General features: G+C 62.3%; 18 protein-coding genes. 2 read left to right on the top strand and 16 right to left on the bottom strand.

Annotated elements, in window-relative coordinates:
• Positions 1-63 precede the first annotated feature (63 nt).
• The 12 genes from AC07NR_RS05960 to glgA all read right to left on the bottom strand — a co-directional run bounded on the left by AC07NR_RS05960 (position 64) and on the right by glgA (position 15,745).
• Positions 64-846 (bottom strand): endonuclease/exonuclease/phosphatase family protein, encoded by a 783-nt coding sequence (locus AC07NR_RS05960; RefSeq protein WP_495078053.1) that lies wholly within the window; start codon positions 844-846, stop codon positions 64-66.
• 87 nt (positions 847-933) lie between these two features.
• Positions 934-1,695, bottom strand: a complete 762-nt coding sequence (locus tag AC07NR_RS05965; RefSeq protein WP_085708214.1) for a PIG-L deacetylase family protein — start codon at positions 1,693-1,695, stop codon at positions 934-936.
• A 174-nt stretch (positions 1,696-1,869) separates the two neighbouring features.
• Positions 1,870-2,529 (bottom strand): glycosyltransferase family 2 protein, encoded by a 660-nt coding sequence (locus AC07NR_RS05970; RefSeq protein WP_495078054.1) that lies wholly within the window; start codon positions 2,527-2,529, stop codon positions 1,870-1,872.
• Positions 2,526-3,125, bottom strand: coding sequence for a class I SAM-dependent DNA methyltransferase (locus tag AC07NR_RS05975; RefSeq protein ID WP_495078055.1), 600 nt, complete (start codon positions 3,123-3,125; stop codon positions 2,526-2,528). The genes AC07NR_RS05970 and AC07NR_RS05975 overlap by 4 nt, the downstream gene beginning before the upstream one ends.
• A complete protein-coding gene (locus AC07NR_RS05980) occupies positions 3,122-3,880 on the bottom strand; it encodes a PIG-L deacetylase family protein (RefSeq protein WP_495078056.1) in 759 nt (252 codons plus the stop codon). The genes AC07NR_RS05975 and AC07NR_RS05980 overlap by 4 nt, the downstream gene beginning before the upstream one ends.
• On the bottom strand, positions 3,877-4,875 hold the full coding sequence (locus AC07NR_RS05985; RefSeq protein WP_495078057.1) for an acyl-CoA dehydrogenase family protein: 999 nt from the start codon (positions 4,873-4,875) through the stop codon (positions 3,877-3,879). Before AC07NR_RS05985 ends, AC07NR_RS05980 begins: the two co-directional genes overlap by 4 nt.
• Before the next feature lies 1 nt (position 4,876).
• Positions 4,877-7,036, bottom strand: a complete 2,160-nt coding sequence (glgX, locus tag AC07NR_RS05990) for a glycogen debranching protein GlgX (RefSeq protein ID WP_495078058.1) — start codon at positions 7,034-7,036, stop codon at positions 4,877-4,879.
• Positions 7,037-7,141: 105 nt separating this feature from the next.
• Positions 7,142-7,462, bottom strand: coding sequence for a DUF2934 domain-containing protein (locus AC07NR_RS05995; RefSeq protein ID WP_495078059.1), 321 nt, complete (start codon positions 7,460-7,462; stop codon positions 7,142-7,144).
• 29 nt (positions 7,463-7,491) lie between these two features.
• Positions 7,492-10,266, bottom strand: a complete 2,775-nt coding sequence (locus AC07NR_RS06000; protein WP_495078060.1) for a malto-oligosyltrehalose synthase — start codon at positions 10,264-10,266, stop codon at positions 7,492-7,494.
• Positions 10,263-12,341 carry a 4-alpha-glucanotransferase gene (gene malQ / locus AC07NR_RS06005; RefSeq protein WP_495078061.1) on the bottom strand — a complete coding sequence of 693 codons (2,079 nt, stop codon included), beginning with the start codon at positions 12,339-12,341 and terminating at the stop codon, positions 10,263-10,265. The genes AC07NR_RS06000 and malQ overlap by 4 nt, the downstream gene beginning before the upstream one ends.
• Positions 12,338-14,140, bottom strand: coding sequence for a malto-oligosyltrehalose trehalohydrolase (treZ, locus tag AC07NR_RS06010; protein ID WP_305833067.1), 1,803 nt, complete (start codon positions 14,138-14,140; stop codon positions 12,338-12,340). Before treZ ends, malQ begins: the two co-directional genes overlap by 4 nt.
• 18 nt (positions 14,141-14,158) lie before the next feature.
• Positions 14,159-15,745, bottom strand: coding sequence for a glycogen synthase GlgA (glgA, locus tag AC07NR_RS06015; RefSeq protein ID WP_085708204.1), 1,587 nt, complete (start codon positions 15,743-15,745; stop codon positions 14,159-14,161).
• Between the two features lie 464 nt (positions 15,746-16,209).
• On the opposite strand from glgA, the gene AC07NR_RS06020 reads away from it, so the two are divergent.
• Both AC07NR_RS06020 and AC07NR_RS06025 read left to right on the top strand, forming a co-directional pair.
• Complete coding sequence (locus AC07NR_RS06020) at positions 16,210-19,935, top strand: toxin VasX (RefSeq protein ID WP_495078062.1); 3,726 nt, start codon at positions 16,210-16,212, stop codon at positions 19,933-19,935.
• Complete coding sequence (locus AC07NR_RS06025) at positions 19,925-21,055, top strand: hypothetical protein (protein ID WP_495078063.1); 1,131 nt, start codon at positions 19,925-19,927, stop codon at positions 21,053-21,055. Before AC07NR_RS06020 ends, AC07NR_RS06025 begins: the two co-directional genes overlap by 11 nt.
• A 61-nt stretch (positions 21,056-21,116) precedes the next feature.
• On the opposite strand, the gene AC07NR_RS06030 is transcribed toward AC07NR_RS06025, so the two are convergent.
• From AC07NR_RS06030 to AC07NR_RS06045, 4 genes are all read right to left on the bottom strand, one after another.
• On the bottom strand, positions 21,117-22,070 hold the full coding sequence (locus AC07NR_RS06030) for a D-2-hydroxyacid dehydrogenase family protein (protein ID WP_495078064.1): 954 nt from the start codon (positions 22,068-22,070) through the stop codon (positions 21,117-21,119).
• Positions 22,071-22,083: 13 nt separating this feature from the next.
• Positions 22,084-23,109 (bottom strand): alpha/beta fold hydrolase, encoded by a 1,026-nt coding sequence (locus AC07NR_RS06035; protein WP_495078065.1) that lies wholly within the window; start codon positions 23,107-23,109, stop codon positions 22,084-22,086.
• Positions 23,110-23,194: 85 nt separating this feature from the next.
• Positions 23,195-23,629, bottom strand: a complete 435-nt coding sequence (locus AC07NR_RS06040) for a YqaA family protein (protein ID WP_305833065.1) — start codon at positions 23,627-23,629, stop codon at positions 23,195-23,197.
• On the bottom strand, positions 23,629-24,075 hold the full coding sequence (locus AC07NR_RS06045; RefSeq protein ID WP_248739570.1) for a DUF411 domain-containing protein: 447 nt from the start codon (positions 24,073-24,075) through the stop codon (positions 23,629-23,631). The genes AC07NR_RS06040 and AC07NR_RS06045 overlap by 1 nt, the downstream gene beginning before the upstream one ends.
• Positions 24,076-24,117: the final 42 nt, after the last annotated feature.

Raw genomic sequence — 24,117 nt, forward strand, 5'->3', positions numbered from 1 at the left:
ATCGACTACTGTCAGAACTGACAGTGGATGAGGGCATAACTGCAGAAATGCGGCGTTTATGCCTTAAATGTGCACTTCGACTGCCAACGGCAGATGATCCGACAGATGCGTCCAGGGTTTGCTGCCAAGAATCTGCGGATCATGACTGCTGGCATTGCGCAGGTAGACCCGGTCCAGCCGCAGCAGCGGAAAGCGCGCTGGGTAGGTCTTGGCCGGCCGCCCGTGATGGCGCTCGAACGCTTCGTGAAGGTAGTCGCGGCGGGCGAGGGCGACGTTGCCTTGCATCTGCCAGTCATTGAAGTCGCCGGCGATGATCACCGGTGCATCGTCCGGCAGGGATTCGAGCAACTGGCAGAGCAGCTGCAGCTGCAATTGCCGGTGGCTTTCCAGCAGGCTCAGGTGCACGCAGATGGCGTGCACCTCGGCATGCCCCGGCACGTCCAGTATGCAATGCAGCAGGCCCCGTCGTTCGGGGCCGGTGATCGACACGTCGAGGTTGCGGTATTCGCGGATCGGGTACTTCGACAGCAGTGCATTGCCGTGGTGGCCGTCGGGGTAGACGGCGTTGCGCCCGTAAGCGAAATCGCTCCACATGCTGTCGGCGAGAAATTCGTATTGCGAGGTTTGCGGCCACTCGTTGTAGCGGTTCGAGTGGCGTTCGTGTTCGCCCACCACTTCCTGAAGAAACACCAGATCGGCGCTGGTGCTGCGTACCGCTTCACGCAGCTCCGGGAGGATGAAACGCCGATTGAGTGCGGTGAAACCCTTGTGTGTATTGACCGTCAACACCCGCAGGCGATGAATGGCGGACACGTCGATGGCATGACGCTTGGGATCGCTGGACACGTTCGCTCCTATGAATCATGACTGCCTCTTCTTGCGACTGATCCGGGCGCGGGCAGTTCACCTTGAGTGACTGCCTGCGCCCACTTGTCAGTCAACAAAGACAATTTCATAAGGCAGGCGCATGCGCTCCAGAATAGCCTTGGGCAACAGCGGCGCAATGCCGATGGCCGGCTCGCCGTTCAACTGGCTGGCGTAGGCGTGCGTGGCGTGGCTCTTGCGTGCGACGGTCCAGGTGTCGAGGCGCAGCTTGCGGGCGCGGTGCCACGGGATCTGTGCCTGATCACGTTCCGGCCAGTGCCAGGCCCAGACCGGCACATCGTGGTACGTGGCGCCGGCCTGTCGGGCGGCTTTGGCGCTGGCCCGGCCGACCACTTCATGATCGGCGCTGCCGTCCTCGCACCAGGTGCTGAACACCACGTCACCGGGGCGCAGGTAGCGGGAAATGAATTCCGTCAGCTGGGTTTCCTGATCGAGCAGGGCATTGTCGGTGAAACCGCCGCGCACCCATTTCAGGCTGTGCATCGGCAGGCCCAGACGGCGCAGGGCCTCGACGCTTTCCTGGGGGCGGAACACGCTCAGGCGTTTTTCTGACCACTGGCGCGAGCCGGGGTGACTGGCGCTGCCGTCGGTGATCGAGAGCAATTGCAGGGGATGGCCGAGGGCCGACAACAGTTGCAGCAGGCCGCCGCAGGTCACCACTTCATCGCCGGGATGTGGCGCAATGACCACCGCACGGGCGCCGGGCGGCACGAGGCTGTGGGTGTTGATGACCGGAATATTGTCGAGTTGCGCGGCGCTGTTCCATATTTGCGCCGGCAGGCCGCTTTCGTTGAGAGATAACGGTTTCATGGGGCAGGACGTCCTTGTTGTGTCTGGCCTTCAGTCGCACACGACCACGCATGTACGACCCCTGAAGACTGGTTGATTACCCGGCAGCGCTCCGAACCCTGGATTGCCGCGATGCAGAGTATTGCTCAAGAAGGACGGTTCGTCGCGTCGCAGATCAATCTGCTCCGCTTTTTTTTATTCAGTCTGTGCCAAGTGTCGCAGATAGTCGCCAAAACCACCGCGCGCGCGACTGTCCAGGCGTGCGCTGGTAATGACCTGCGGGCGATGGCTCCAGGCGATGCTGGCCCCGCAACGCTCCAGTTGCCGGACCAGTTGCACATCCTCATCACAGGGCAACGGCTCGAACCCGCCGGCGCGGACGTAGGCTTGCGCACTGACACCCAGATTGGCGCCATGGATGTGCCGGTGACCTTCGCAGGCCTGGTAATCACGGTGATAGCGAATCTGCGCCGCTTCATCGAACGATTCATGCCAGTGTTCGACCGTCACCGTGCCGCATACGGCATCCATGCCCAGCCCCAGTTGTGCCACCAGCCAGTCTTCGGCGACCCGGCTGTCGGCGTCCGAGCAGGAAATCCAGCGTGCACCGCGTTCAAGCAATTGCTGCGCACCGAGGGCGCGAGCCTGCCCGACATTGCGCGCGTCGATGTTCAGCGCCAGCACCGGGTACTGGCTGACGATGTGCGCCGAACGATCGGTGCAACTGTCGAGCACCACCAGGATTTCCACCGGTTCACCCGCCAGCAAAGGATGGTCACCCGCGCGCAGGGCGGCGCAGAGGCAGTCATCGAGCCACTCTTCTTCGTTGTGGGCAGGAATCAGGATGCCAATCATCGCAACCCCTCCAGCGCGGCCACCGAGCGGGGCTCGCGGCTCCAGACTTCAAGCAGGAAATCCGCTTCCTGATGCAGGACGAGTCGCGGCAGATGCAAGTGCTCATGGATCAGGTCGTGGACCTGACGGGCATTGAGCGGGCAACCTTCGATAGGCGGCCGCCAGTGACAGGCGAGCAATTGCCCGTCTGCCGTCAGTGAATCGCTGATGCGGCGGAGGACCTCTGTCAGATCCTGTCGATCGAGGTAGTAGCCGATTTCGCTGAAGACGATCAGGTCGAATTTTTCCTCAGGCCAGTCGCCAGGCAGACGACCGTGACGCACCTCGGCGTGGTCGAACAGGCTCAGTCGGGTACGCGCCAGATTGACCGCAGCGGTGGACGTGTCGCAGCACACCAATCGATCGCAGCGCTCGGCCAGTGCCGCACTCAGTTCACCGTTGGCGCATCCCGGTTCAAAGATTGCCCGGTAGTGCGGGCGGGGCAGGGCCGCCAGGGTCACGAGGCGCTTGCGCTGCTCGTACCAGCGCTGGCGGAATCCCCAGGGGTCGTTATTGCCCGCGAACAGGCCTTCGAAGTAGCGATTCTCGACACTCACAGGAAGACCACCTCGAACGGTTGCAGCAGTCGATCGATGACATAGGGCGCGAGCACTGGTGGCAGGCCCGCGTCGGGATCGCCCTCCAGTTGGCTGGCAAACGCATGCACCGCATGACGCTTGCGCGCGACCTGAGCGGGGCTGAGCAGAATCTTGCGCGCCCGTTCCCAGGGCACGATGGCGTCTTCGGGGGTTGCCCAGTGCCAGGTCCAGACCGGCAGTTCGTGGCAAATCGCACCGACGCGCCGGGCCGCTTCGATGCTGGCGCGGCCGACGGCTTCATGGTCGCTGTGGCCGTCCTCGCGCCAGGTGGTGAAGATCACGTCGTCGGGTTGCAGGTAGTGGGTCAGGTACTCGCACAACATCGACTCGCGCGCGGCGACTTGCGTGTCGGGGAAGCCGCCGCGCAACCATTGCAACTGATGCATGGGCAGGCCGAGGCGGCGCAGGGCTTCGGCGGACTCCTGCGGGCGCACGACGCTCAGGCGCTCCACCGGCCAGCGACCCGAGCCGGGATGACTGGCGCTGCCATCCGTGACCGAAATCAGTTGAAGTGTGCGCCCCGCCGCAGCGAGCAACTGCAGCAGTCCGCCGCATCCCAGGACCTCGTCGTCGGGGTGTGGAGCAATCACAACGGCCCTCGATCCCGGCGGCACCAGGTCGAGAATGTCGATACTGTCCAGCGCCGTCAGATGACGTGAGCCCTGCCATTCCTGCAGGGAGGTTCCCTCGCCGACGATCGGGTTGCGTTTCATAGGGCCCAGCTCGCGCGCGGTTGCTGCGCTATCAGTTGGCCCAGTGCCGCCAGATCCCGTTCGGCGTGGCTCTGGCGCAGGTAAACCGGCAGGTCGGCCGCCAGGCGGGCAAAGTGCGGATCCTTGCAGAACGGCCCGGCCCCCAGTGCACGACCGGTCTCGCGGATGACCTGTTCGGCGGCGTCTTCGACCACGGCGCGAACGCGGCGGGCCAGCAGCTCGGCATCGGCCGCGGGATCGCTGTCGATGTCCAGAGCGCTGACACGCAGCACTTGAGACGCGGCGTGCAAGGCGCTGTCGACGGCGCCGAGACTGGCCAGCGCGTGAGGCTCTTCATGTCGTGCACACTGCTGGCGCAAGCGCTCGGCGATCTCTTTCGCGGCGCCGTACCAGCACGCGGCGATCCCGATCCCGCCGTGCCAGAAACCCGGACGTTGCAGGTAGTCGCCAGGGTCGCCGATCGCCTGGGCCTCCACATCATCGAACAGCACCTCGACGCTGCCGGTGGTGGCCATGCCGACGGCTTGCCAGCCCTGATCGGTCACGCGTACACCCGGTTGATCGAGCGCCATGGCCACCAGTTGCTGTCGATCCTCTTCATCCCACGCCGTGAGCAGGGCATGACTGAGCACCGCCGCCCCGGAGCACCAGGCCTTGCGCCCGTTCAACCGCACCAGTTGCCCCGAACGGCTGACCCGAACCCGCGCCTGCGGTGGTTCGGCGGCCCACATGCCCCACGTACTGTCGGGTGTCGGTGTGCCGCCGAGCTGCTCGATGATCGCCAAGGCATCGGTATGACCTTCGTAGAGTTTGCACAAACCCAGATCATGGCCGCCGACTTCGGACAGTCGTTGCCAGCGCTCCAGCGTGCGACCGCTGCCGGGCAACGGCAGTCGGTCCAGTCCGGCCTCGACCATTTCCCGCAGGCACCGTCCCAGCGCTGCGCTATCCCGGTAGTCCGGCGTGTGACGCGAGAAATAGTCCGAAAGATCCATCTCAGTCTTCCTCGTCGCGTTGCAGTTCGAACAACAGCAGCGAGCGTCCGGTGACCGAGTATTGATGACCGAAATCGAAGCGTTCCTGACCCCGGATCGACGGTTGATTGGTGTCGACCATGCAGGTCCAGAAACTGCCTTCAGGTACTTCCGGCAGGGTGAAGTTGACGATGTCGTGGTGGGCGTTGACCACCAGCAGCAATGTGGCGTCAGCACCCTTGCGGCGGATGCCGGTTTCCTGTGCGCGGCCATCGAGCAACATGCCCAGGCAACGGTTGTGTGCATCGTGCCAGTGTTCGGTGGTCATCTCGGTGGCGTCCGGTGCCAGCCAGGTCACGTCCTTGACCCCGATGTCTTCGTTGTATTCACCCACCAGAAAACGCCCGCGGCGCAGGATCGGGTAGGTCAGCCGCAGCTTGATCAGGCGTTTGACGAACTTCAGCAGCGCCTTGCCGTCCTCGCTCAGGTCCCAGTTGACCCAGCCGATCTCGCTGTCCTGGCAGTAGGCGTTGTTGTTGCCGTCCTGGGTGCGGGCGAACTCGTCACCGGCCACCAGCATCGGCGTGCCTTGGGCCAGCAACAGGGTGGCGAAGAAATTGCGCATCTGCCGGTGGCGCAGCGCATTGATTTCCGGATCGTCGGTGGGGCCTTCGACGCCGTGGTTCCAGGACAGGTTGTTGTTGCTGCCGTCCTGATTATTCTCGTCGTTGGCTTCGTTGTGCTTGTCGTTGTAGGACACCAGATCGTTGAGGGTGAAACCATCGTGGGCGGTGACGAAGTTGACCGAAGAATAGGGACGCCGGCCACGCTGGTTGAACATCTCGCCGGAAGCGGTCATGCGGCTGGCGAAGTCGGCGAGCTGACCGTCATCGCCTTTCCAGAACGCACGCACGGTGTCGCGGAACTTGTCGTTCCATTCGACCCAGCCCGGCGGGAAGTTGCCGACCTGATAGCCGCCGGGCCCGCAGTCCCAGGGCTCGGCAATCAGTTTCACCTGTCGCAGCACCGGGTCCTGACGGCAGGCGACGAGGAAGCTGTGGCGTTCGTCGAAACCGTCGTGATTGCGCCCGAGGATGGTCGCCAGATCGAAGCGGAAACCGTCGACGTGCATTTCGCTGGCCCAGTAGCGCAACGAGTCGGTGACCATTTGCAGCACGCACGGGTGACTCAGGTCCAGGGTGTTGCCGGTGCCGGAATCGTTGATATAGAAGCGCTTGTCGTCCGGCATCAGCCGGTAGTACGAAGCGTTGTCGATCCCGCGCATCGATAGCGTCGGGCCTTGCTCGTTGCCCTCGGCGGTGTGGTTGTAGACCACGTCGAGGATCACTTCGAGATTGGCTTCGTGCAGGTGCGCGACCATCTCCTTGAACTCGGCGATCTTGCCGCTGGCCAGGTATCGCGGGTCCGGGGCGAAGAAGGCGATGCTGTTGTAGCCCCAGTAATTGGTCATGCCCTTGTGCAGCAGGTGCTGGTCGTTGACGAAGGCGTGGATCGGCAGCAGCTCCACGGTGGATACGCCGAGTTTGCGGATGTGTTCCAGCACATCGTCGACCATCAGCCCGGCAAACGTGCCGCGCACGTTATCCGACACGGCGGGGTGACGCATGCTGATGCCGCGCACATGAGTCTCGTAAATGATGGTTTTGTCCCACGGTACGCTGACACGGTGGTCGTTGCCCCAGGTATGCGCCGGGTCGATGACCTTGCATTTGGGCACGAACGGCGCGCTGTCACGCTCGTCGAAACTGAGGTCGGCATCCGGGTGGCCGATGGTGTAGCCGAACAGCGCTTCGGACCACTTCAACTGGCCGACCAGTTGCTTGGCGTAGGGGTCGATCAGCAACTTGTTGTGGTTGAAGCGGTGGCCGTTTGCCGGATCGTAGGGACCGTAGACCCGGTAGCCATAAATCAGCCCCGGATGGGCGTCGGGCAAATACCCGTGGAAAATCTCGTCGGTATATTCCGGCAGTTCGATGCGTTCGAGTTCGACTTCGCCGGCATCGTCGAAAATGCACAATTCGACGCGGGTGGCGTTGGCGGAAAACAGCGCAAAGTTCACCCCCAGCCCATCCCAGGTGGCGCCGAGCGGGAAGGGCAGACCCTCGCGGATTCGCGTGGGTTCGGCATGCGCGGCGGGCTCGGCTTTCTTTGGACGGGTCATAGGTGCTCCTGCAAATCGGGGGTGGGCATTTTCAAAGGGCGAGTGAGCCCGCTGTGGCGAGCGAACCCGCCACAAGGCCATTCAGTTCAACGGTTGGAAAAAGCCTTAGATGGCCGGGGGCTTGCGCGGGGCGCGGGGCTTTTTCTCGGCGGCTTTTTCGCCCGGGGGAATCACTTTGGCGGCGCTGGCTGGCTTGGCTTTTGCCGTTGTGGCTTTGGGCTTGGCCGCTGTTGCCTTGGGGGCAGAGGCCTTGGTGCTCGCCGTTTTGGCAGTGGCAGCCTTCGGCGATTTCTTTGGGGCCAGTGCTTCGGCTTCGGCCAGTTTGCGCGCCATCTCCCAGTGGCGGCTTTCCTGACCTTCAGGCTTACCTTCCGATTCCCAGATCTGATAGGCGAATTCGCGGATGCGTTTATCGTCGGTACTCATCGCAATGCTCCTGAACTGAACTCATGCTTCTAGAAGTGTTGGATAAACAGATTGACCGGGAAATCCCCCAGCGCAGCGCTGACCTCCAGCTCCCTGTTTTTTGTGACTGCGGTGCTTGAAAAAAGTCCCTTCAGATTTTCGTCGGAGGCGGCGAACGGTAATTCCACCCGCGTATCGCCCCAACGCAGCGCATCGACCTGTGGGACGGCACCGTTTTCCAGCAGGGTCGCGCAACGGATCGGCACGATGACGATGGCCCGTTTCCCCTCGTGCTCACGGGCAAACGCGAGCACGTTGTGCGCCTGGCTGCCCAGCACTTCCAGGGCCTGGTACGAGCCGCGGCGAAACAGCTCGACGTGCTCGGCGCGCAGGTTCAACACCTGCTCGATCAACGCCTGCTTGATCCGCCCGTTACGCCAGTCCGCCAGCAGATCCGGCACGGGCGCAGGCGCCATGTCCCGCTCGCGCAGGGCGTAGTCCACCGGCCGGCGGTTATCCGGATCCACCAGGCTGAAATCCCAGCGCTCGTTGCCCTGATACAGATCCGGCACACCCGGTACGGTCATGTGCAGCAAGGTTTGCGCCAGACTGTTGAGGGCGCCGGCAGCAGCGATGCTGTTGACGCTCTTGGCCAGCGCCCCTCGCAGCAGCTCGCCTTCAGGTGCCAGCAACAGTTGCTCGGTGAAAGATTGCGCGGCGTTTTCGTAGGCTTCGTTCGGCGCACTCCAGCTGCTTTGCAGCTTGGCTTCGCGCAGGGCTTTCTGTTGCCACTGCCAGATGCGTCTGGCGTAGTCGGCGAAACCCGCCTGATCGTCGTTGTGCAGCTCCAGCGGCCAACTGCCGAGCAACGCTTGATAGAGGATCAATTCGTCCGCTGACGACGGCATCTGATCGTCATTACGCAGTGGTCGGGCGAGGGCGCGCCACAGTTCGACCTGTTCGGCGTACCAGTGGCTGCGCTCGCTGAGCACGGCCAGCCGTGCACGGGTGTCTTCGCCGCGCTTGTGGTCGTGGGTGGCGGTGGCCAGCAGGTTGTCGGGGAATGTCGCCAGACGTTGCTGGTTTGCCGCATGAAAATCACTGACCGGGGCGCTGAACTGTTCGGTGTTGTAGCCCACGTCATTGCGCGACAGCAGCACCGCCGAGCGGTACAGCGCGGTGTCTTCCACGGCTTTGGCGGCAGCAGGCGAGGTGAGTTGCTGAAAGCGCACGCAGGCATGACGCAGGATCTTGCGCGAACGCCCACGGGGTTTGCGCCGCCATGGCTGGCCGCCGAGCCAGCCGGCGACGGACTCAAACACCGGCCAGTCGCTTTCGCTCAGTGTCTGCCGCGCACCTTCCATGGCCTGCTGGAAAAACACCTCGTCCTGGGCCGAGCGGCCCATCGCGCTGATGTAGGTGCGATACACCGGGAAGTGCACGATCAACGCCTGCAACACCCGGCGGATCGAGCCGAGCGTGAGGTCGCGGGTCATCAGGTCGTCCCGCGCCACTTGCAGCAGCGCCTGGGCAACGCTTTCGCAATCGCTGGCCAGCGAACCGTTGAGAATCTGCTGACGCGCCAGCCGTGCCTCTTCGATAAACGCGGCGGGACGCTCGGTGCGCCGCTGCCACAAGTCACCGAGCACATGCTCGCCGGCCGGGTCGTGTTGCAGCAGTGATAGCTGATTCATGAACTCGTAACCGGTGCTGCCATCCACCGCCCAGTCGGTGCGCAGGTTTTCTCCGTCGCCGAGAATCTTCTCGACGTAGATCGGCAAGTGTCGCCCCGGTGCCAGAAAATCGAGGCGTCGACGCAGTTTGCGACAGTAACCCCGAGGATCGGCGAGCCCGTCGATGTGGTCGATGCGCAAACCGTCGATCAGGCCTTCTTCGATCAACTGGAAGATCTTGCCGTGGGTCGCTTCGAACACGGCAGGCCGCTCGACCCGCAGACCGCCGAGTTCGTTGATGTCGAAGAAGCGTCGCCAGTTGATGTCGTCCGCCGCCGTGCGCCAACTGGCCAGGCGATAGCTTTGCCGCTCCAGCAGTTGATGCAGACGCTGGAAGCCCTCGTCGGTTTTCGAGTCGTAATGCGTCAAGTTGCGCTGGATGGCTTGCAGGATGTGCGGGTCGCTCGCCAGTTGTTGCAGTTCTTCCTTTAGCGGGATGGCCAGCGAGCGGGCGTCGGTCTGGTAGCTGAGGCTGCTGAAGCGATCGGCCAGCGACTTGAGCGCTTCGTTCGCCGGCTCGTCGGTTTTGAGCAGTTCGCCGTAATCCCCGGGGCAGATCGGGAAGTGATGCTCGTAATGCTCGACGTGGAAGGTGCCGGACTCGGCGTTGAACACCAGCGGCAGCGTGCCGTCCTGCAATGCAATGCCGTAATCGCTGCCGAGGAAGGGCAGTAACAACTGGCCTTCCATCAACGGGTCCGGCGAGTGCCATTGAATGTCGAAGAACTCGCCGTAGGGACTGAGTCGGCCCCATTCCAGCAGATCGAGCCACCACGGATTGTCACCGCCGCCCACTGCCATGTGATTGGAGACGATGTCGAGGATCAGCCCCATGCCGTGTTCGCGCAGAGCAGCGACCAACCGGCGCAGCGCCGGTTCGCCGCCAAGTTCCGGGTTGACCCGGGTCGGGTCGACCACGTCGTAGCCGTGCATGGAGCCGGCGCGGGCGGCGAGCAACGGGGAGGCATAAACATGGCTGATACCCAGCCGGGCAAAGTACGCCACCAACGGCACCGCTTCATCGAGGGTGAAACCCTTGTGAAACTGCAGACGCACCGTGGCGCGCAAGGTCAGGTTTTGCACTGCACTCATTGGTCACGCTCGGCGGCCTGAAGGCGGGCGCAGGCGAGCAGTTCGAGACGCCGCGCGGCATCGACGCCATCGAGCAATGTGTCACTGGTGCCCGGCAGGCGCCGCGACCAGTTCGGATGAGTGTCGATGGTGCCGGGCAGGTTGGCCTGTTCGTCCAGCCCCAGCGCGTCCTCCAGCGGCAGCAACACCAGCGGCGCGCGGGTGTGACCAAGGAAGCGGACACTGGCGTCGACCACCTGATCGGCTTCGTGGGACTCCTCGCGAAAGTTCTGCGGGTCCTGGCTCAGGGCATTGCGCAACCCGTCGCGTTCGCGCTCGCGATAGCGGCGCCAGTCAATTTCGCCGTTGGCGTCGATCAGCCCGAGTCGCGCATTCCAGTCGATGTCCCGGCCATGCCACCAGCCATTGAGTGTCGGCAGGTCGTGGGTGCTGGTGGTGGCCAAAGCATTGTCCGGCCAGTCGAGGATCGGCTTGAACCAGGTGTTGTCCTGTTCGAACAGCAGCACGCGCATGCCGAGCATGGCCCGTGCGACCAGTTTTTCCCGCAGGCCATCGGGTACGGTGCCGAGGTCTTCGCCCAGCACGATCGCTTGATGGCGGTGGGACTCCAGGGTCAGCAGACGCAGCAGGTCGTCCACCGGGTAATACAAGTACGCGCCGTCCGCCGGCGCCGCGCCGTTGGGAATCACCCACAGCCGTTGCAGGCCCATGACATGGTCGATGCGCAGACCGCCGGCGTGGGCAAAGTTGGCGCGCAGCATGTCGATGAACGCCCGAAAACCATTGCGCACCAGACCTTCCGGGGAGAACGCCGAGATGCCCCAGCCCTGGCCGGAGCGATTGAGTATGTCCGGTGGCGCACCGACCGTCAGTGATGCCAGCAACTCGTCCTGAAAACTCCAGGCCTGACTGCCGGCGCCGTCAGCACCCACCGCAAGGTCGGCAATCAGGCCGATGCCCATGCCGGCACTGCGGGCGGCGTTTTGCGCGCGTTCCAGGCAGCGGTGAATCAACCACTGGCAAAACGCGAAGTAGCCGATGCGTTCGGCGTACTCCTCGGCAAACGCACTGAGAGCAGCACCGCGCGGGTCGTGCCAGTGTTCGGGCCATTCGCGCCAGTCGAGGTTCTCGCCACGGGCGGCGCGCATTTCCTGGATGGCTTCGAAGCGACAGTGATTTTCCAGCGCTTCGCCACCCGCATCGCGGTAGCTGGAGAAATCCGCCTGCAATGGATGCTCGCCACGGATGAAACCTTCGTACAGCGCTTGCAGGAGTTTTTGCTTGGCGTCGGCGGCGCTGGGCCAGTCGATCAGTTTCAGGTTCTCCAGTTGCTGGAACTGATCGTTGAGGCCTGCGGCGTCGATGGCATCGCGCAGTGCGCGCTCGCCGAGAATGGTCCCCGGCGCGGCATACAAGGAATTGAGGAACAGGCGGCTGGACGGTGAATAAGGGCTGTAGCGCCCGGTATCGGCGCTGAACATCGCGTGCAGTGGACTGATCGCCAAAGCGTCGGCCCCGCGTTCGCCGGCGCTGCGGGCCAGTTCCTCAAGTGCCTGGGTGTCGCCGAAACCGCCGTCGCCGGGGCGGCGCAGGCTGTAAAGCTGCACGCTCAGGCCCCAGGCGCGGGGGATCGGGTTGTCCACGGCATCGCCCACGCTGTAGCAGCGCTCGGGGGCTACGGCCAGGGTGAAATGTTGATCGGCGATATGGATTTGCTGATACCCGACCGGAATTTCACCGGGCAGCACCGCATCGGCATCGAGTTTGAGCGACAGCCGCGTGCCGTCCTCCAGATGAATCTCACAGGGGCTTCCGGGTTCGAAGTAACGCGCCAGGTCCAGGCCCACGCCGACATCGGCGGTCAGCAGCGGCGGCAATTGGCGGTCCTGTTGCACCTGTTGCAGTTCCAGCAGGCTGGCGTCGATTTCCTGGGCCGAGCCGGCCGGGTGACCGAGCCCGGTGAGGACATTGCGCAGCACCGCCGGGGCGACTTTTTGCTGACGGCCATTGGCGTCGATCCAGTCGACCGCGAGGCCGGCTCGGCTGGCGAGAATTTCCAGTTGCGCATCGCTCATAGGCGCTCTCCATCCAGGGGTGGCAAAGGGGTTGCGGCCGTGAGGCTGACGAGCGCGCAATACGGGGGCAGTTGCCCTTCATCCGTCAGGTCGGCAGCGGGTGGCTGACGGAACAGCCACACCGATTCGGCCTGTGGTGGGTTGACCACCGGGCTGTCGCCGAGGTTCAGGTCGATTCGCAGCTCGCTGCCATTCCCCAGACGCCAGCGCGCGCTGACGGCGCCAGGCCCCAGCACTTGAGCGCCGAGCGCCTGGGTTCCGGGCAAGTGCGGAATGATGTGTTGGTGGCGCAGTTGCAACAGCTGTCGATACAGCGCCAGGGTGGCCTGCTGTTTCGGTGTGCCGCTGCCGATCAGCCGCGGTTGCGAGGTGTGGAACGTCTGTTCGGCGTTGGGATCGGGAATTTGCTCGCGGCGCTGTGGATCGGCAAACGCACTGAACGCGGCGAACTCGTTGCGCCGGCCTTCGCGTACCAACTTCGCGAGTTCGCCGTGGTGGCTGGTGAAAAACAGAAACGGTTGCTCGGCGGCAAACTCGTCGCCCATGAACATCAACGGAATCATCGGTGACAACAGCAACAACACGGTGGCGGCTTGCAGGGCACGGGGATCGGCCAGTTGATGCAGGCGTTCGCCGAAGGCGCGGTTGCCGATCTGGTCGTGGTTCTGCAGGAACAGCACGAACGCGGTGGATGGCAGATGTTCGCTCGGCTCGCCACGGGGCGTGCCGTGGCGGGTCAGGTGACCCTGAAACACAAAACCCTGGCTCAGGCAGCGGGCCAGTTGTTCGGTGGGATGCTCGGCGTAGTCGGCGTAATAGGCATCGGTTTCACCGGTCAGCAGTACGTGCAGCGCGTTGTGGCCGTCGTCGTTCCACTGGGCATCGTAGGCGTCCTCCAGCAGGCTGGCCTGATTGTGTTCGTTCTCCACGGTCAGCCAGACATGCCGCGCAGGGTCGATCTGCTGGCGGATGCGCTGCGCCAGTTCTTGCAGGAAATCCGGGTCTTCGATGGCATGCACCGCGTCCAGGCGCAGGCCGTCAAAACGGTATTCCAGCAGCCACATCAACGCATTTTCGACGAAGAAGTCCCGCACTTCGCGGCGACGGAAATCAATGGCGGCGCCCCAGGGGGTGTGTTTGTCTTCGCGGAAAAAGCCCTTGGCGTAGCGATGCAGATAGTTGCCGTCGGGGCCGAAGTGGTTGTAGACCACGTCGAGAATCACCGCCAGACCATAACCGTGGGCACTGTCGATCAGGTGTTTGAGCTGTTCCGGTGTGCCATAGGAAGCCTGCGGCGCGAAGTGCAGCACGCCGTCGTAGCCCCAGTTGCGCTCGCCGGGAAACTGCGCGATCGGCATCAGTTCGATGGCGGTGATGCCCAGCCCGGCCAGTCGCGCCAGATGCTGTTCGACTTCGGCAAAACCGCCGAGGGCGCCGGCGTGCAGTTCGTAGATCACCGCTTCGTTCCATGGCCGGCCTTGCCATGTGCTGTGCCGCCAGTGATAAGCGTGCGGATCGACTACCACGCTGTGCTGGTCGAGGTCGCCATCCTGCGCCCTGGAGGCCGGGTCGGGCACCTCCAGTTCGCCGTCGATGTTATAGCGGTAGCGTCGACCGGCGGGGCAGTGGCTTTTGATCACGAACCAGCCATCGCCCTGCGGCAGCATCGGCAGGGACTGTCCGTTGTCCAGCTCGACGCTGACGTAAAACGCATCCGGCGCCCACAACGCGAATTGCGTGTGGTCGGCATCCAGCATGATCGCGCCGTGGGGCCAGGTTTCAGGGGACCGTGACGGCATCGTTGACAACCTCCCTGGTTATTTGTGGTGCGTTTTACCCAGCGCCTTGGCCACCAGTTGTTCGTAGAGTTCGGCGTAGGGTTCGACGGCCTGGCACCAGTTGAACGGTGCCGCCATCGCCCGGCAACGCATGGCGTGCAGCAGGTCCGGAAAGGCAAACACCTTGAACGCGCGGCTCAGGGCTTCGCGGTAGCTGTCGGCCGTGGACTCGTTGAACAGGAACCCGGTGACGCCGTTTTCGATGGTGTCGGCCAGCCCGCCGGTGTTGCGTGCTACCGGCAGCGAGCCGAAACGCTGGGCGTACATCTGGCTCAAGCCGCAAGGTTCGTAACGCGAAGGCATCAGCAGGAAATCGCTGCCAGCGAACATCCGTCGGGCGTCGGTTTCATTGAAGCCGATGCGCACGCCGATCTGGCCGGGGAAGCGCAGGGCCAGTTCGCGCATGGCCTGTTCTTCTTCGGGTTCGCCGCGACCGATGATCGCGATCTGGCCGCCGTTCTGCACGATGTACTCGGAGACCGCTTCGGTCAGATCCAGGCCTTTTTGATAGACCAGTCGCGACACCACGGCAAACAGCGGACCTTCGGAGTCTTTCAGGCCGAACAGCTCGCGCACATGGGCGGCGTTGATCGCTTTGCCTTCCCAGTCACCGATGGCAAACGGCGCGAACAGGTGCGGGTCGGTGGCGGCGTCCCAGCTTTCATCGATGCCGTTGGGGATGCCGCTGAGCAAGCCTTGCTGGGTCTTGGCAGCGAGAAAACCGTCGAGACCGCAGCCGAAATCAGGCGTGGTGATTTCCTGCGCATAGGTCGCGCTGACCGTGGTGATGTGGCTCGAATAGGCCATGCCGGCCTTGAGGAACGACATCTTGCCGTAGAACTCCATGCCTTCCTGTTGCAGGGCATGGGCGGGAATCCCGAGTTCCGGGCACGAACCGAGGCTGGTCACGCCTTGATAGGCGAGGTTGTGAATGGTGAACAGGGTCGGCGTGCGCTGCCCGCGCCAGTGCATGTAGGCAGGCGCCAGCCCGGCCGGCCAGTCGTGGGCGTGCACCAGATCCGGGCACCAGTGGATTTGCGCGAGATTGGCGGCGATATCGGCGGCAGCCAGGCCCAGTCGGGCGAAGCGGATGTGGTTGTCCGGCCAGTCACGGCCATTGTTGGCACCGTAAGGGCCGCCGTCGCGGGCGTAGAGTTCAGGGCAGATCAACACATAAATGACCAGACCGTCAGGCATGTCCATGCGCCCGATCTTGCAGGGAGGCAGTGCGGCATGGCCGCCCAGTTCACCGATGATATGGATCGGATTTTCGCTGTTCATCACTTGCGGGTAACCGGGGATCAGCACCCGGACATCATGCAGATGCGCCATGGCGCGGGGCAGGGCGGCAGAAACGTCACCAAGACCGCCGGTCTTCACCAGATCGGCGATCTCCGAGGTCACGAACAACACTTTCTTCTTGTTGGGATTCTGACTGGCTACCGGTGCCAGCGTCCTGGTGCCCGGGACGTTGATCGACCGGCTGCCGGGAACGCTCGCGGTGCTCGACTCGCCGACCGGCTGGTGAGCACGCTCTCCCTGAATATCCAATGCCGCACTGATCATATGAATCTCCCGTTTTGTTGATCTGATTCTTGTCTTGAACAAGCGATGTCCATGGCCAAATCCTGTGGCCGGGCGCAAACGCGCCACGCATCGGTGAGCAAACGCTACCCAACACGCGCAAGCAGAATGGGTGAAGAGGCCGTTGCAAGGAATGAACCAGTCGCTTTGGCCCTGTCTTTCAGATGACCCGTCGCGATCAGCAAAAGTTTCGATAAAATTTCCGCGTTGTGACCGGTCGGTTTCGCCTCGCGAAAACCAGTCTAGGCCAGATCCTAGAGCGGGCCAGGGCAATCGGATGAATTGTTCGACAATCGGCTGGAGGGCCTTGAATTTCGCGGGCTGTGCGATGTGACGCACCGACGAAGTGCATGTTTTTCGCAAGTGTTGGGGCAAAAGAGTGACTTGTCAGTCACGATTTCGGGCGCCCTGGTCAGCGCATGCACTGTTGCAGTGCGGACAGTTAATTGCCGTGCTGTTTATTTTCAGAGACACATCCTACAAAAAACCTGGAAGCGTCTGACTGCTCCCGAGCGCGAATCCCAGCAAAGTCCTGTGTCTGGAAAACACTAGGAACTGTGAATGTTTACCGCCGCTCACTCAGTCGCCTTCAAGTTCGTCACTGGGGTGGCGTGCCCATGACCCATCCCGCCATCCTCGACGCTGCCGCCGCCTCGAAAGCCCCCATCGTTGCGCCCGCTGCCTGCCCGCTGGAACAAACCCATGTGCAACTGCTGCCGTTGAGCTACGGCCTGGTGGAAAGAGCGTTCGATCCGGGCGCCGAATTGAAATTGCCGTACACCTTGACCACGCGCCCGCTGGGCATTCGCCGGCTGCGCGATGGCTGGCTGTACATCATCGACAGCCTCAGCGGCGAGTTGTACGAATACCGAATGCTCGACGGTATCGTCACGGCGCTGCTGCATCAGGGCAAACAGGTCAGCGAGGATCAGCGCGCAGCGATTGAAGAGCGTCCGGCGCTGATTTTTCCCCGGCAAAGTACGTTGTACGTGACCTTTGCCGAGGTGCAGTGGACGGCGGGCAAATGCCATCAGGTGCTGGACAGTAGTGAAGAGCGCAACCACTTCATGCAGGCGGTCGCCCTTGCTCCGGTGGATTGCCTGACCGGTGGCGAGCATTTGCTCACCGTCGAGCAGACCCGGCAGTGGCTGGCGGAAGTGGCGGCGGGGGCCGAGCCGGTTGCCGATGCGGACGCGACGCGGATGCCGACCGTGCAGGTCAGCGACGCCCCCGAGCACGAGCGCGAACCTTTTCTGTGGGAGCAACCGCGGCGCTTTCGCGAGGCGCACATCGGCGAATTCCTCGGCCGGGTGCGCGGGCCTTACCAGGACGACACGCTGTTTCTGCTGGTCAACGACGATCTGGGCGTGATGCGCGATCTGGCCGAATATCAGGACACCGTGGTCGGCTGGGTCGATGAGTGGAGCAACACCGGCCACAACGCGCGCGATTATCTGCTCGCCAGTTACATCGAGTCGCTGAGCCAGCTGAGCGAGGCCGATGTCGACGGATTGGCCAAGGCCAGCGAACAGCCGCAAGCCAAAGCCCTGTTTGCCGATCTGGAGCAGTTGCCCGAGCCGGAGCGCGAGAATACGCGCCAGGCATTGCTCGATTACTTGAACAAGGGCGGGGATGTCCAGGCCGATGGGCCGGCGCCGCCCGAACTGCAAAAGCTGCGCGCCCAGAGCGTTGATGACGGCATGGGACAGAATCGCCTGGCCCCTGCGGCTGAGGTGGATCGGCGTTTTTATACGCGCCAGTACTTCGAAGCCGTCGCCCCCGGGGACTTTGTCGAACAGCATCTGGAGACGCTGATCCGCCTCGGCAAGGATCAGGATCGGCGCATCAAGGACGTGCTCGACGGCCCGCTGCTCAGCGGCAGGCGCGGGGTCAACGACCTGATCGACCGCCCGGCGATGGACGAGCGACTGAACCTGCTGCGTGACGACCTCGGTCGCTGGAACCGCTTGCTCGAACGCATCACCGCCGACCGCACGCAACTGCTGGTCGGCGGACGCTTCCATCGTTCGGCCTGGTACTACGACGCGCAAGTGGCGGCGCAACTCCATCAAGCCCTCAGCGCCGAATACGCCTGCCTCAAGAACCTGTGCCGCAGCGACGAAGCGAGCGAAAAACTGCTCGGTTATCTGGAGGAACACCCGGAACTGACCCGAACCGTCTTCTACACCTTGCCGCTACGCCTGCAATCGGAGCAGAGCGGGCAATACTCGACGCTGTTCAACGCGCTCATGGCCACGTTCAACAACCTGCCGGACTGGCTGGCCAAACTGAAAAAGATCGAACAACCGCAACTGCCGGCCCTCGACGAAATGCCCGAACACACCCGCGTCGTCGCGGCAGCCGTGCAGGACACCTACAGCCCGGCACTGAACCTGGGCCTGAACCGCGTGCTGGAAGGCTTCGACCTGTCGGGCGAGAAAATCCCCGACCTCGACGAACTGTTCCAGCGCCTGCCCAAAGCACTGCGCCTGCGCCTGTTCGACGCGGCAAAAACCAGCGGCGTGACCTTCACCGTCGCCAGCCCGGCTGAGCAGTCCGCGCTGCAAACGGCGATCAAGGAAGTTCTGCGCGAACGCGAATACCTCAAGACCCTCAACCGTGAGCGCAACCAGATCACCCACAACAAGAATCGCCAAGGGCACAAAACCCCAAGGGCGATGGAGTTGCAGGAAGAGATTGTGCGGGTGCGGGCGCAATTGACGCAGATCGAAGGGCGATTGGCGGCAGCGTTGAGCCCGATTGAAGAACTGCCGGATCGCTCGGCCCGGTTGTACGGCGCGACACCTGCAAGGGCAGGGGTGACGGTGGTGTTTCCGCCGGCGCAGCAGCAGGAACTGCGCGGGTTGTTGGGGAATATCCGGATGGGGTTGGGCGGAGTGTCCGCGGGGAGTCTGGTGAAGACGGAAGGGATGGGGTTGGTGGTGGTTTTGGTGCAGGTGGTGAATTTGGTGGGGGCAGCAAAGGAGTTGAAAAAGCAGTCCAGGAACGAACGGAGTTGGGGGCCGGTTTTGAATGCATTGATGGCCACTGGTGCTGCTGGGTTCACGGCGGCACAAAGTTTGGGTGATACGGCGTTGAAAGCTCGAAGTGCTGGGCTTGTTGCAAATCTCCAGCGGCATGCTCTGCAGAATGTGTTCGTGCAGATGGGGAAATTACATATTGGGCTAGGCGCACCCACTTACCTCTTAGGCCTCATTTCGTCAGCAACGAGCTTGAATGCCCAACAGAGGAAGCTGCAGGAGGCAACGAGAAGAGGGGATCGTCCTGCGCAAAACACTGCGGCACTTGCAACATTGGGGGCGGGTGGCCTAGTGACAATTAATGCATATGGGCTCTCCAATACGGTTCACGCAACATTCACTGTTTTGAGTGCTCCGAACAGTGCAGCACGTACCGCCGCCTGGGCCGCCGCTGGCACACGTCTTTCCACCGTGTTTTTCCGCTTCAATCTAGCGGGCGCCCTATTCACCGTGCTGGAACTGAGCGGTACCTGGTTGTTCAACCGTTACAACCTCAATGCCCATGACAAGTGGCTAAAAATCACGCCTTGGGGGAGGGATGCCGAAACACGGGGTGACTACTCTCTGCAGGATTACCAAAGTTATCTGGCTTTTCTGATCCACGCGCCTTACGCCCAACTGGGACCCAATCCTTATGATTCCTGGTTGAAGAACCTGCTGTTCAAAGCCAGACCCAGCGATATCCACCTCGTGTTACCCAGACTGACATTGGGTGATCTATTGCCGCCTCTAGGTGGGAAAGCTACTCACCTATTGGGCATCGGCGCTCACCGTATTTCGATGCCGCTTCACAGTCGCGGAACCCCACGAGAGCGCAAGGATGTGGTCAGCGAAGTAGTCCTCCGAAGTCTGCGCATCGTCAAATCATCAGCGGAGGGCTTGGTCCTTTGCCTCCAGTACCCGGTAGACCCCGATTTCGAATTTACGCCGGCCAAGGAAACGCTGGAGTTGGCCGTCTGTATTCAAAACCTGAACGACAAAGGTGAGTGGACATCGCGCACCCGTGTCATTCATATCGATCCACGGGGGGAGGGACATTTTGCGGTGGTTACTCCGCAACTGGTGAAAGAGAAACCACCGATTTTGCTAGTTGAAACCCAATTACTGGAGCAGGCCGCTCATGCTGAATAATCACGTCGAGCCGGGAGTTATTCCGCAAGTCGAGACACCTCGAAAAGCAGGAGAAGTTGAGCCGATTCCGGGCGGTAAGGTCACCTATCTCGCACCGCTACCTTTGCCAACACCAATGCCTCCCTATGGACCTCATATCGGGAGCCTGAATGACGCATACATGGACTTTGGCCTCGGATCTCCACAGGTATTTTCATGGCAAGTCATTTTGGGAGGCCCTTTCAGCGTTGCATGCATGATCGCCTTTCTATTTCCCTTAATAGGCGGGTTCCTGTTTTTTTTATTTGGCATGGGATGGGAGGACATAACTCATGCAATAAACGGGATTTTTCACGAGGCCTATGGAAAAGCATTTCTTGCCCTTTTCTGGGGACTACTTATCGGCCTCGGCGTCTGGCACCACAACCACAAAAAACGCGCCTCAATCATCCCGACCCGCTTCAACCGCCAACGCCGCGAAGTCTGCTTCATGCCCGAGGGCGCCACCGAACCGGTGTTCGTCCCCTGGGAATCCCTCTCCGCCTGGATCATCGAAGCCCAGGGCGCTACCCAATACGGCATCCACCGCCAGTACGGCATGGGCATCGGCTTCTACCACGGCGAAACCCTCACCAGCCTCGAATTCCAATGCGCCGGCCTGCCACTCGCCATCAGCCATTGGGAAGCCATTCGCGGCTACATGGAATACGAGGTCAACGACCTCAAATCGATCCAGGATCTGCAAGACCTGCAAGGCCCCGACGACCCACCCCACGAAGGCCTGCACACCTTCCGTAATGCCCGAGCGCGCATGCACCAGCAGATGCGCGACGGCTCTCGTTCGCGGCTGTCGGGTTTCTTCTGGTACCTCTATCACGTCATGACCTTGTGGACGATTCCCAATCGACTCGTCGAATGGGAAGTGCGCCGCCTCGAAAGAATCGGCAAGCAAGCGCTGCCCGAGGCCATGCGCCAATGGTCGGAACCGCTGCCGAAAGAGCAATGGGCCAAACCGAGTGAAGAGCTGCTGCGGCTGAGTGAGCAGGTACGTCAACTGCAAAAGCGCCAGCCGCATCGGCCGATCACCGAGATCTTTGCCGAGGTGCAGTGTATGGCTTCAACCAGCAGTCGCCGCGCATGAGTGGATGTTATCGATGGCGAGGTTGTCCGGTGGCTTGGCTGCCACCGGTCAAGGCGTCCGATCAGTTCAACAGCCGGATGGGGTTTCCCGCTACCCAGGCCCGAATGTCCTCGATCATCTGCGAAAAAAATTGTTCATAGTTCTGGCGACTGACATACCCGACATGAGGCGTGGCCAGCACATTGTCCAGCGTGCGGAACGGATGCAGCGCCGGCAGCGGTTCTTCATCAAACACATCCAGAGCTGCCCCGGCGATGCGTTGTTTCTGCAAGGCCTTGATCAATGCCGCTTCGTCGACAATCGGCCCGCGCGCGGTGTTGACCAGCAGAGCGGTGGGTTTCATCCAGTCCAGGGCCTGGGCATCGACCAATCCACGGCTGCGGTCGCTGAGCACCAGGTGCACCGACAGCACGTCGGCCTGTTCGAACAGTTGCTGCTTGCTGACATAGGTGACGCCAGCCTGTTCGGCGCGCTCGGCGGTGAGGTTTTCGCTCCACGCAATGACGCGCATGCCGAACACCTGTCCGAACTGCGCCACCCGCTGACCGATGCTGCCGAGCCCGAGAATGCCGAGGGTCTTGCCATGCAGGTCGCCACCCAGTCCCTGCTGCCACTGGCCGGCGCGCAGGGCGTTGGCTTCGTTCACCAGATTGCGGGTGGCGGCCATGATCAGCGCCCAGGTCAGTTCCGGTGCGGCATGTTTGTAGCTGTCGGTGCCGCAGACCTTGATTCCGAGGCGCGCGGCGGCGGGCATGTCCAGCGCTGCGTTGCGCATGCCACCGGTGACCAGCAATTTGAGGTTCGGCAAACGCTTGAGCAGGTCTTCATCGAAGCGCGTGCGTTCGCGCATCACGCAAATCACCTCGAACCGGCCCAAGCGCTCGGCCAGTGTGGCGTTGTCCGCCGGGTACTCATGGACGAAGGTCACTTCGCCGAGACTGTCCAGCACCGACCAGTCGACCACGTCTCGCGCCACGTCCTGCCAGTCATCGATCACTGCAATCTGCACCGCCATCAGCCTTGACTCCTCAACGAACGGGATTGGTTTTGTTCAGCCAGCCAAGCAGCGCCTGATGGAACTGCGCCGGTTCTTCCATCTGCGGGGCATGGCCCAGGCCGGGAAATTCCACCAGCGTGGACTGCGGAATCAGCTTCGCCACCTGCTTGCCCAGCACGTCGTAGTGGCCGATTTTCGCTTTCACCTCGGGTGGCGCAATGTCCTTGCCGATGGCTGTGGTGTCGGAGGTACCGATCAGTAACAGGGTCGGCATCTTCAGATCCTTGAACTCGTAGTAGACCGGCTGGGTGAAGATCATGTCGTAGATCAGCGCCGAGTTCCATGCGACCTGAGTCTTGCCCGGGCCGTTGCTCAGACCGGCGAGCATGTCTACCCAGCGGTCGAATTCAGGTTTCCAACGACCGTCGTAATAGGTGCTGCGCTCATAGTCACGGATGCCCTGGGCGGTGACTTTCAGTTCGCGCTGATACCACTGGTCAACGTTGCGATACGGCACGCCGAGGGCTTTCCAGTCTTCAAGGCCAATCGGGTTGACCAGTGCCAGTTGCTCGACTTGATCCGGGTATTGCAGGGCGTAGCGAGTGGCGAGCATGCCGCCGGTGGAGTGGCCGAGCAGGGTGGCTTTCTGGATGCCCAGCGCCTTGAGCAATTGCTGGGTGTTGGCCGCCAGTTGCTGGAACGTGTACTGGTAATGATCGGGTTTGCTGGAGGTACAGAAACCGATCTGATCCGGGGCGACCACCCGGTAACCGGCCTCGCTCAGGGCCTGGATCGAACTGTCCCAGGTCGCGCCGCAAAAATTCTTGCCGTGCATCAGCACTACGGTGCGTCCGTTGGCCTTGCCGTGGGCGGCGACGTCCATGTAACCCATCTGCAGAGACTGGCCCTGGGACTGAAAGGCAAAGTGCTTGAGGGTGTAGGGATAATCGAAACCCTGCAGTTCCGGGCCATATTGCGGGCCTTCGGCGTGAGCCAGCAGGGGCAGGGCAGCGGTCAACAGCAGGCCGGGCAGCCAGCGGGTCAGCGACACAGACATGGGACAACTCCACAGGAAATCGGCCGATGCTGGAACGGCCGGATTAGGGCGACGTTAAACACAGGCAATGCCGGCGCCCGATCGTTCAACCGAGCCAGCCCAGGGTGAGCATCGCCAGCACCCCATAGCGTGCGCCTTTGGCCAGGGTGACGATCAGCAGGAATCGCCCGAGCGGTTCGCGCATGACCCCGGCGATGAGCGTCAGGGGATCGCCGATGACCGGCAGCCAACTGAGCAATAGCGACCAGTGACCATAGCGCTGATAGTGAACGCGGGCGCGCTCCATGTGCTTCGCGCTGACGGGAAACCAGCGCCGATCCTGAAACCGCTCCAGTCCGCGCCCCAGCCACCAGTTCACCAGTGAGCCAAGGACGTTGCCCAGCGTCGCCACCGCCAGCAGGCCCCAAAGCCAGTAACGATCGCTGACCAGCAACCCGACCAACACGGCTTCCGATTGCAGCGGCAGCAGCGTTGCCGCGCCAAATGCAGCGAAGAACAGTCCGAGGTAACCCGCCGTCATCAATGGGCCGGGTAATCCGCCACCACCACATCGGTACCGTCCTTCTTCAGGCCGATCACTTGATAGGCATCGCTCATGCCATCCATTTCCATGCCCGGCGAGCCCATCGGCATGCCCGGCGCTGCGACTCCGAGCAAGTCGTCACGCTTGCTCAGCGCCAGCACCTGTTCTGCAGGCACATGGCCTTCGACGAATTTGCCGTTGATGATCGCGGTGTGGCAGGACGCCAGACGAGGTGGTACGCCGTGTTGTTGCTTGAAGCTGCTCATGTCGCTTTCGACGTGATCTTCGACCTTGAAGCCGTTGGCTTCCAGATGGCTGATCCATTTTTTGCAGCAGCCGCAGTTGGCGTCGCGGTGGACTTCGATCGGAATGAGGTCGGCGGCTTGCGCCAGGGAGGACAGGAGCAGGGCGCTCAGGGCGGCCAGACGCAGAGGGTTTTTCATGCAGGGTTCTCGACTCGGGTGACGGCCAAAAAGAACGCATTT

The organism is Pseudomonas sp. GW821-FHT09C09, from assembly GCF_059418105.1.

Excerpts from the sequence above, each read along its gene's own strand:
- AC07NR_RS06045 (WP_248739570.1), bottom strand. The coding sequence starts at position 24,075 with ATGAAAAACCCTCTGCGTCTGGCCGCCCTGAGCGCCCTGCTCCTGTCC.
- AC07NR_RS06000 (WP_495078060.1), bottom strand. The coding sequence starts at position 10,266 with ATGAGTGCAGTGCAAAACCTGACCTTGCGCGCCACGGTGCGTCTGCAG.
- malQ (WP_495078061.1), bottom strand. The coding sequence starts at position 12,341 with ATGAGCGATGCGCAACTGGAAATTCTCGCCAGCCGAGCCGGCCTCGCG.
- AC07NR_RS06025 (WP_495078063.1), top strand. The coding sequence starts at position 19,925 with ATGCTGAATAATCACGTCGAGCCGGGAGTTATTCCGCAAGTCGAGACA.
- AC07NR_RS06035 (WP_495078065.1), bottom strand. The coding sequence starts at position 23,109 with ATGTCTGTGTCGCTGACCCGCTGGCTGCCCGGCCTGCTGTTGACCGCT.
- AC07NR_RS05995 (WP_495078059.1), bottom strand. The coding sequence starts at position 7,462 with ATGAGTACCGACGATAAACGCATCCGCGAATTCGCCTATCAGATCTGG.
- AC07NR_RS05965 (WP_085708214.1), bottom strand. The coding sequence starts at position 1,695 with ATGAAACCGTTATCTCTCAACGAAAGCGGCCTGCCGGCGCAAATATGG.
- treZ (WP_305833067.1), bottom strand. The coding sequence starts at position 14,140 with ATGCCGTCACGGTCCCCTGAAACCTGGCCCCACGGCGCGATCATGCTG.
- AC07NR_RS05985 (WP_495078057.1), bottom strand. The coding sequence starts at position 4,875 with ATGGATCTTTCGGACTATTTCTCGCGTCACACGCCGGACTACCGGGAT.
- AC07NR_RS05970 (WP_495078054.1), bottom strand. The coding sequence starts at position 2,529 with ATGATTGGCATCCTGATTCCTGCCCACAACGAAGAAGAGTGGCTCGAT.
- glgX (WP_495078058.1), bottom strand. The coding sequence starts at position 7,036 with ATGACCCGTCCAAAGAAAGCCGAGCCCGCCGCGCATGCCGAACCCACG.
- AC07NR_RS06030 (WP_495078064.1), bottom strand. The coding sequence starts at position 22,070 with ATGGCGGTGCAGATTGCAGTGATCGATGACTGGCAGGACGTGGCGCGA.
- glgA (WP_085708204.1), bottom strand. The coding sequence starts at position 15,745 with ATGATCAGTGCGGCATTGGATATTCAGGGAGAGCGTGCTCACCAGCCG.
- AC07NR_RS06040 (WP_305833065.1), bottom strand. The coding sequence starts at position 23,629 with ATGACGGCGGGTTACCTCGGACTGTTCTTCGCTGCATTTGGCGCGGCA.
- AC07NR_RS05980 (WP_495078056.1), bottom strand. The coding sequence starts at position 3,880 with ATGAAACGCAACCCGATCGTCGGCGAGGGAACCTCCCTGCAGGAATGG.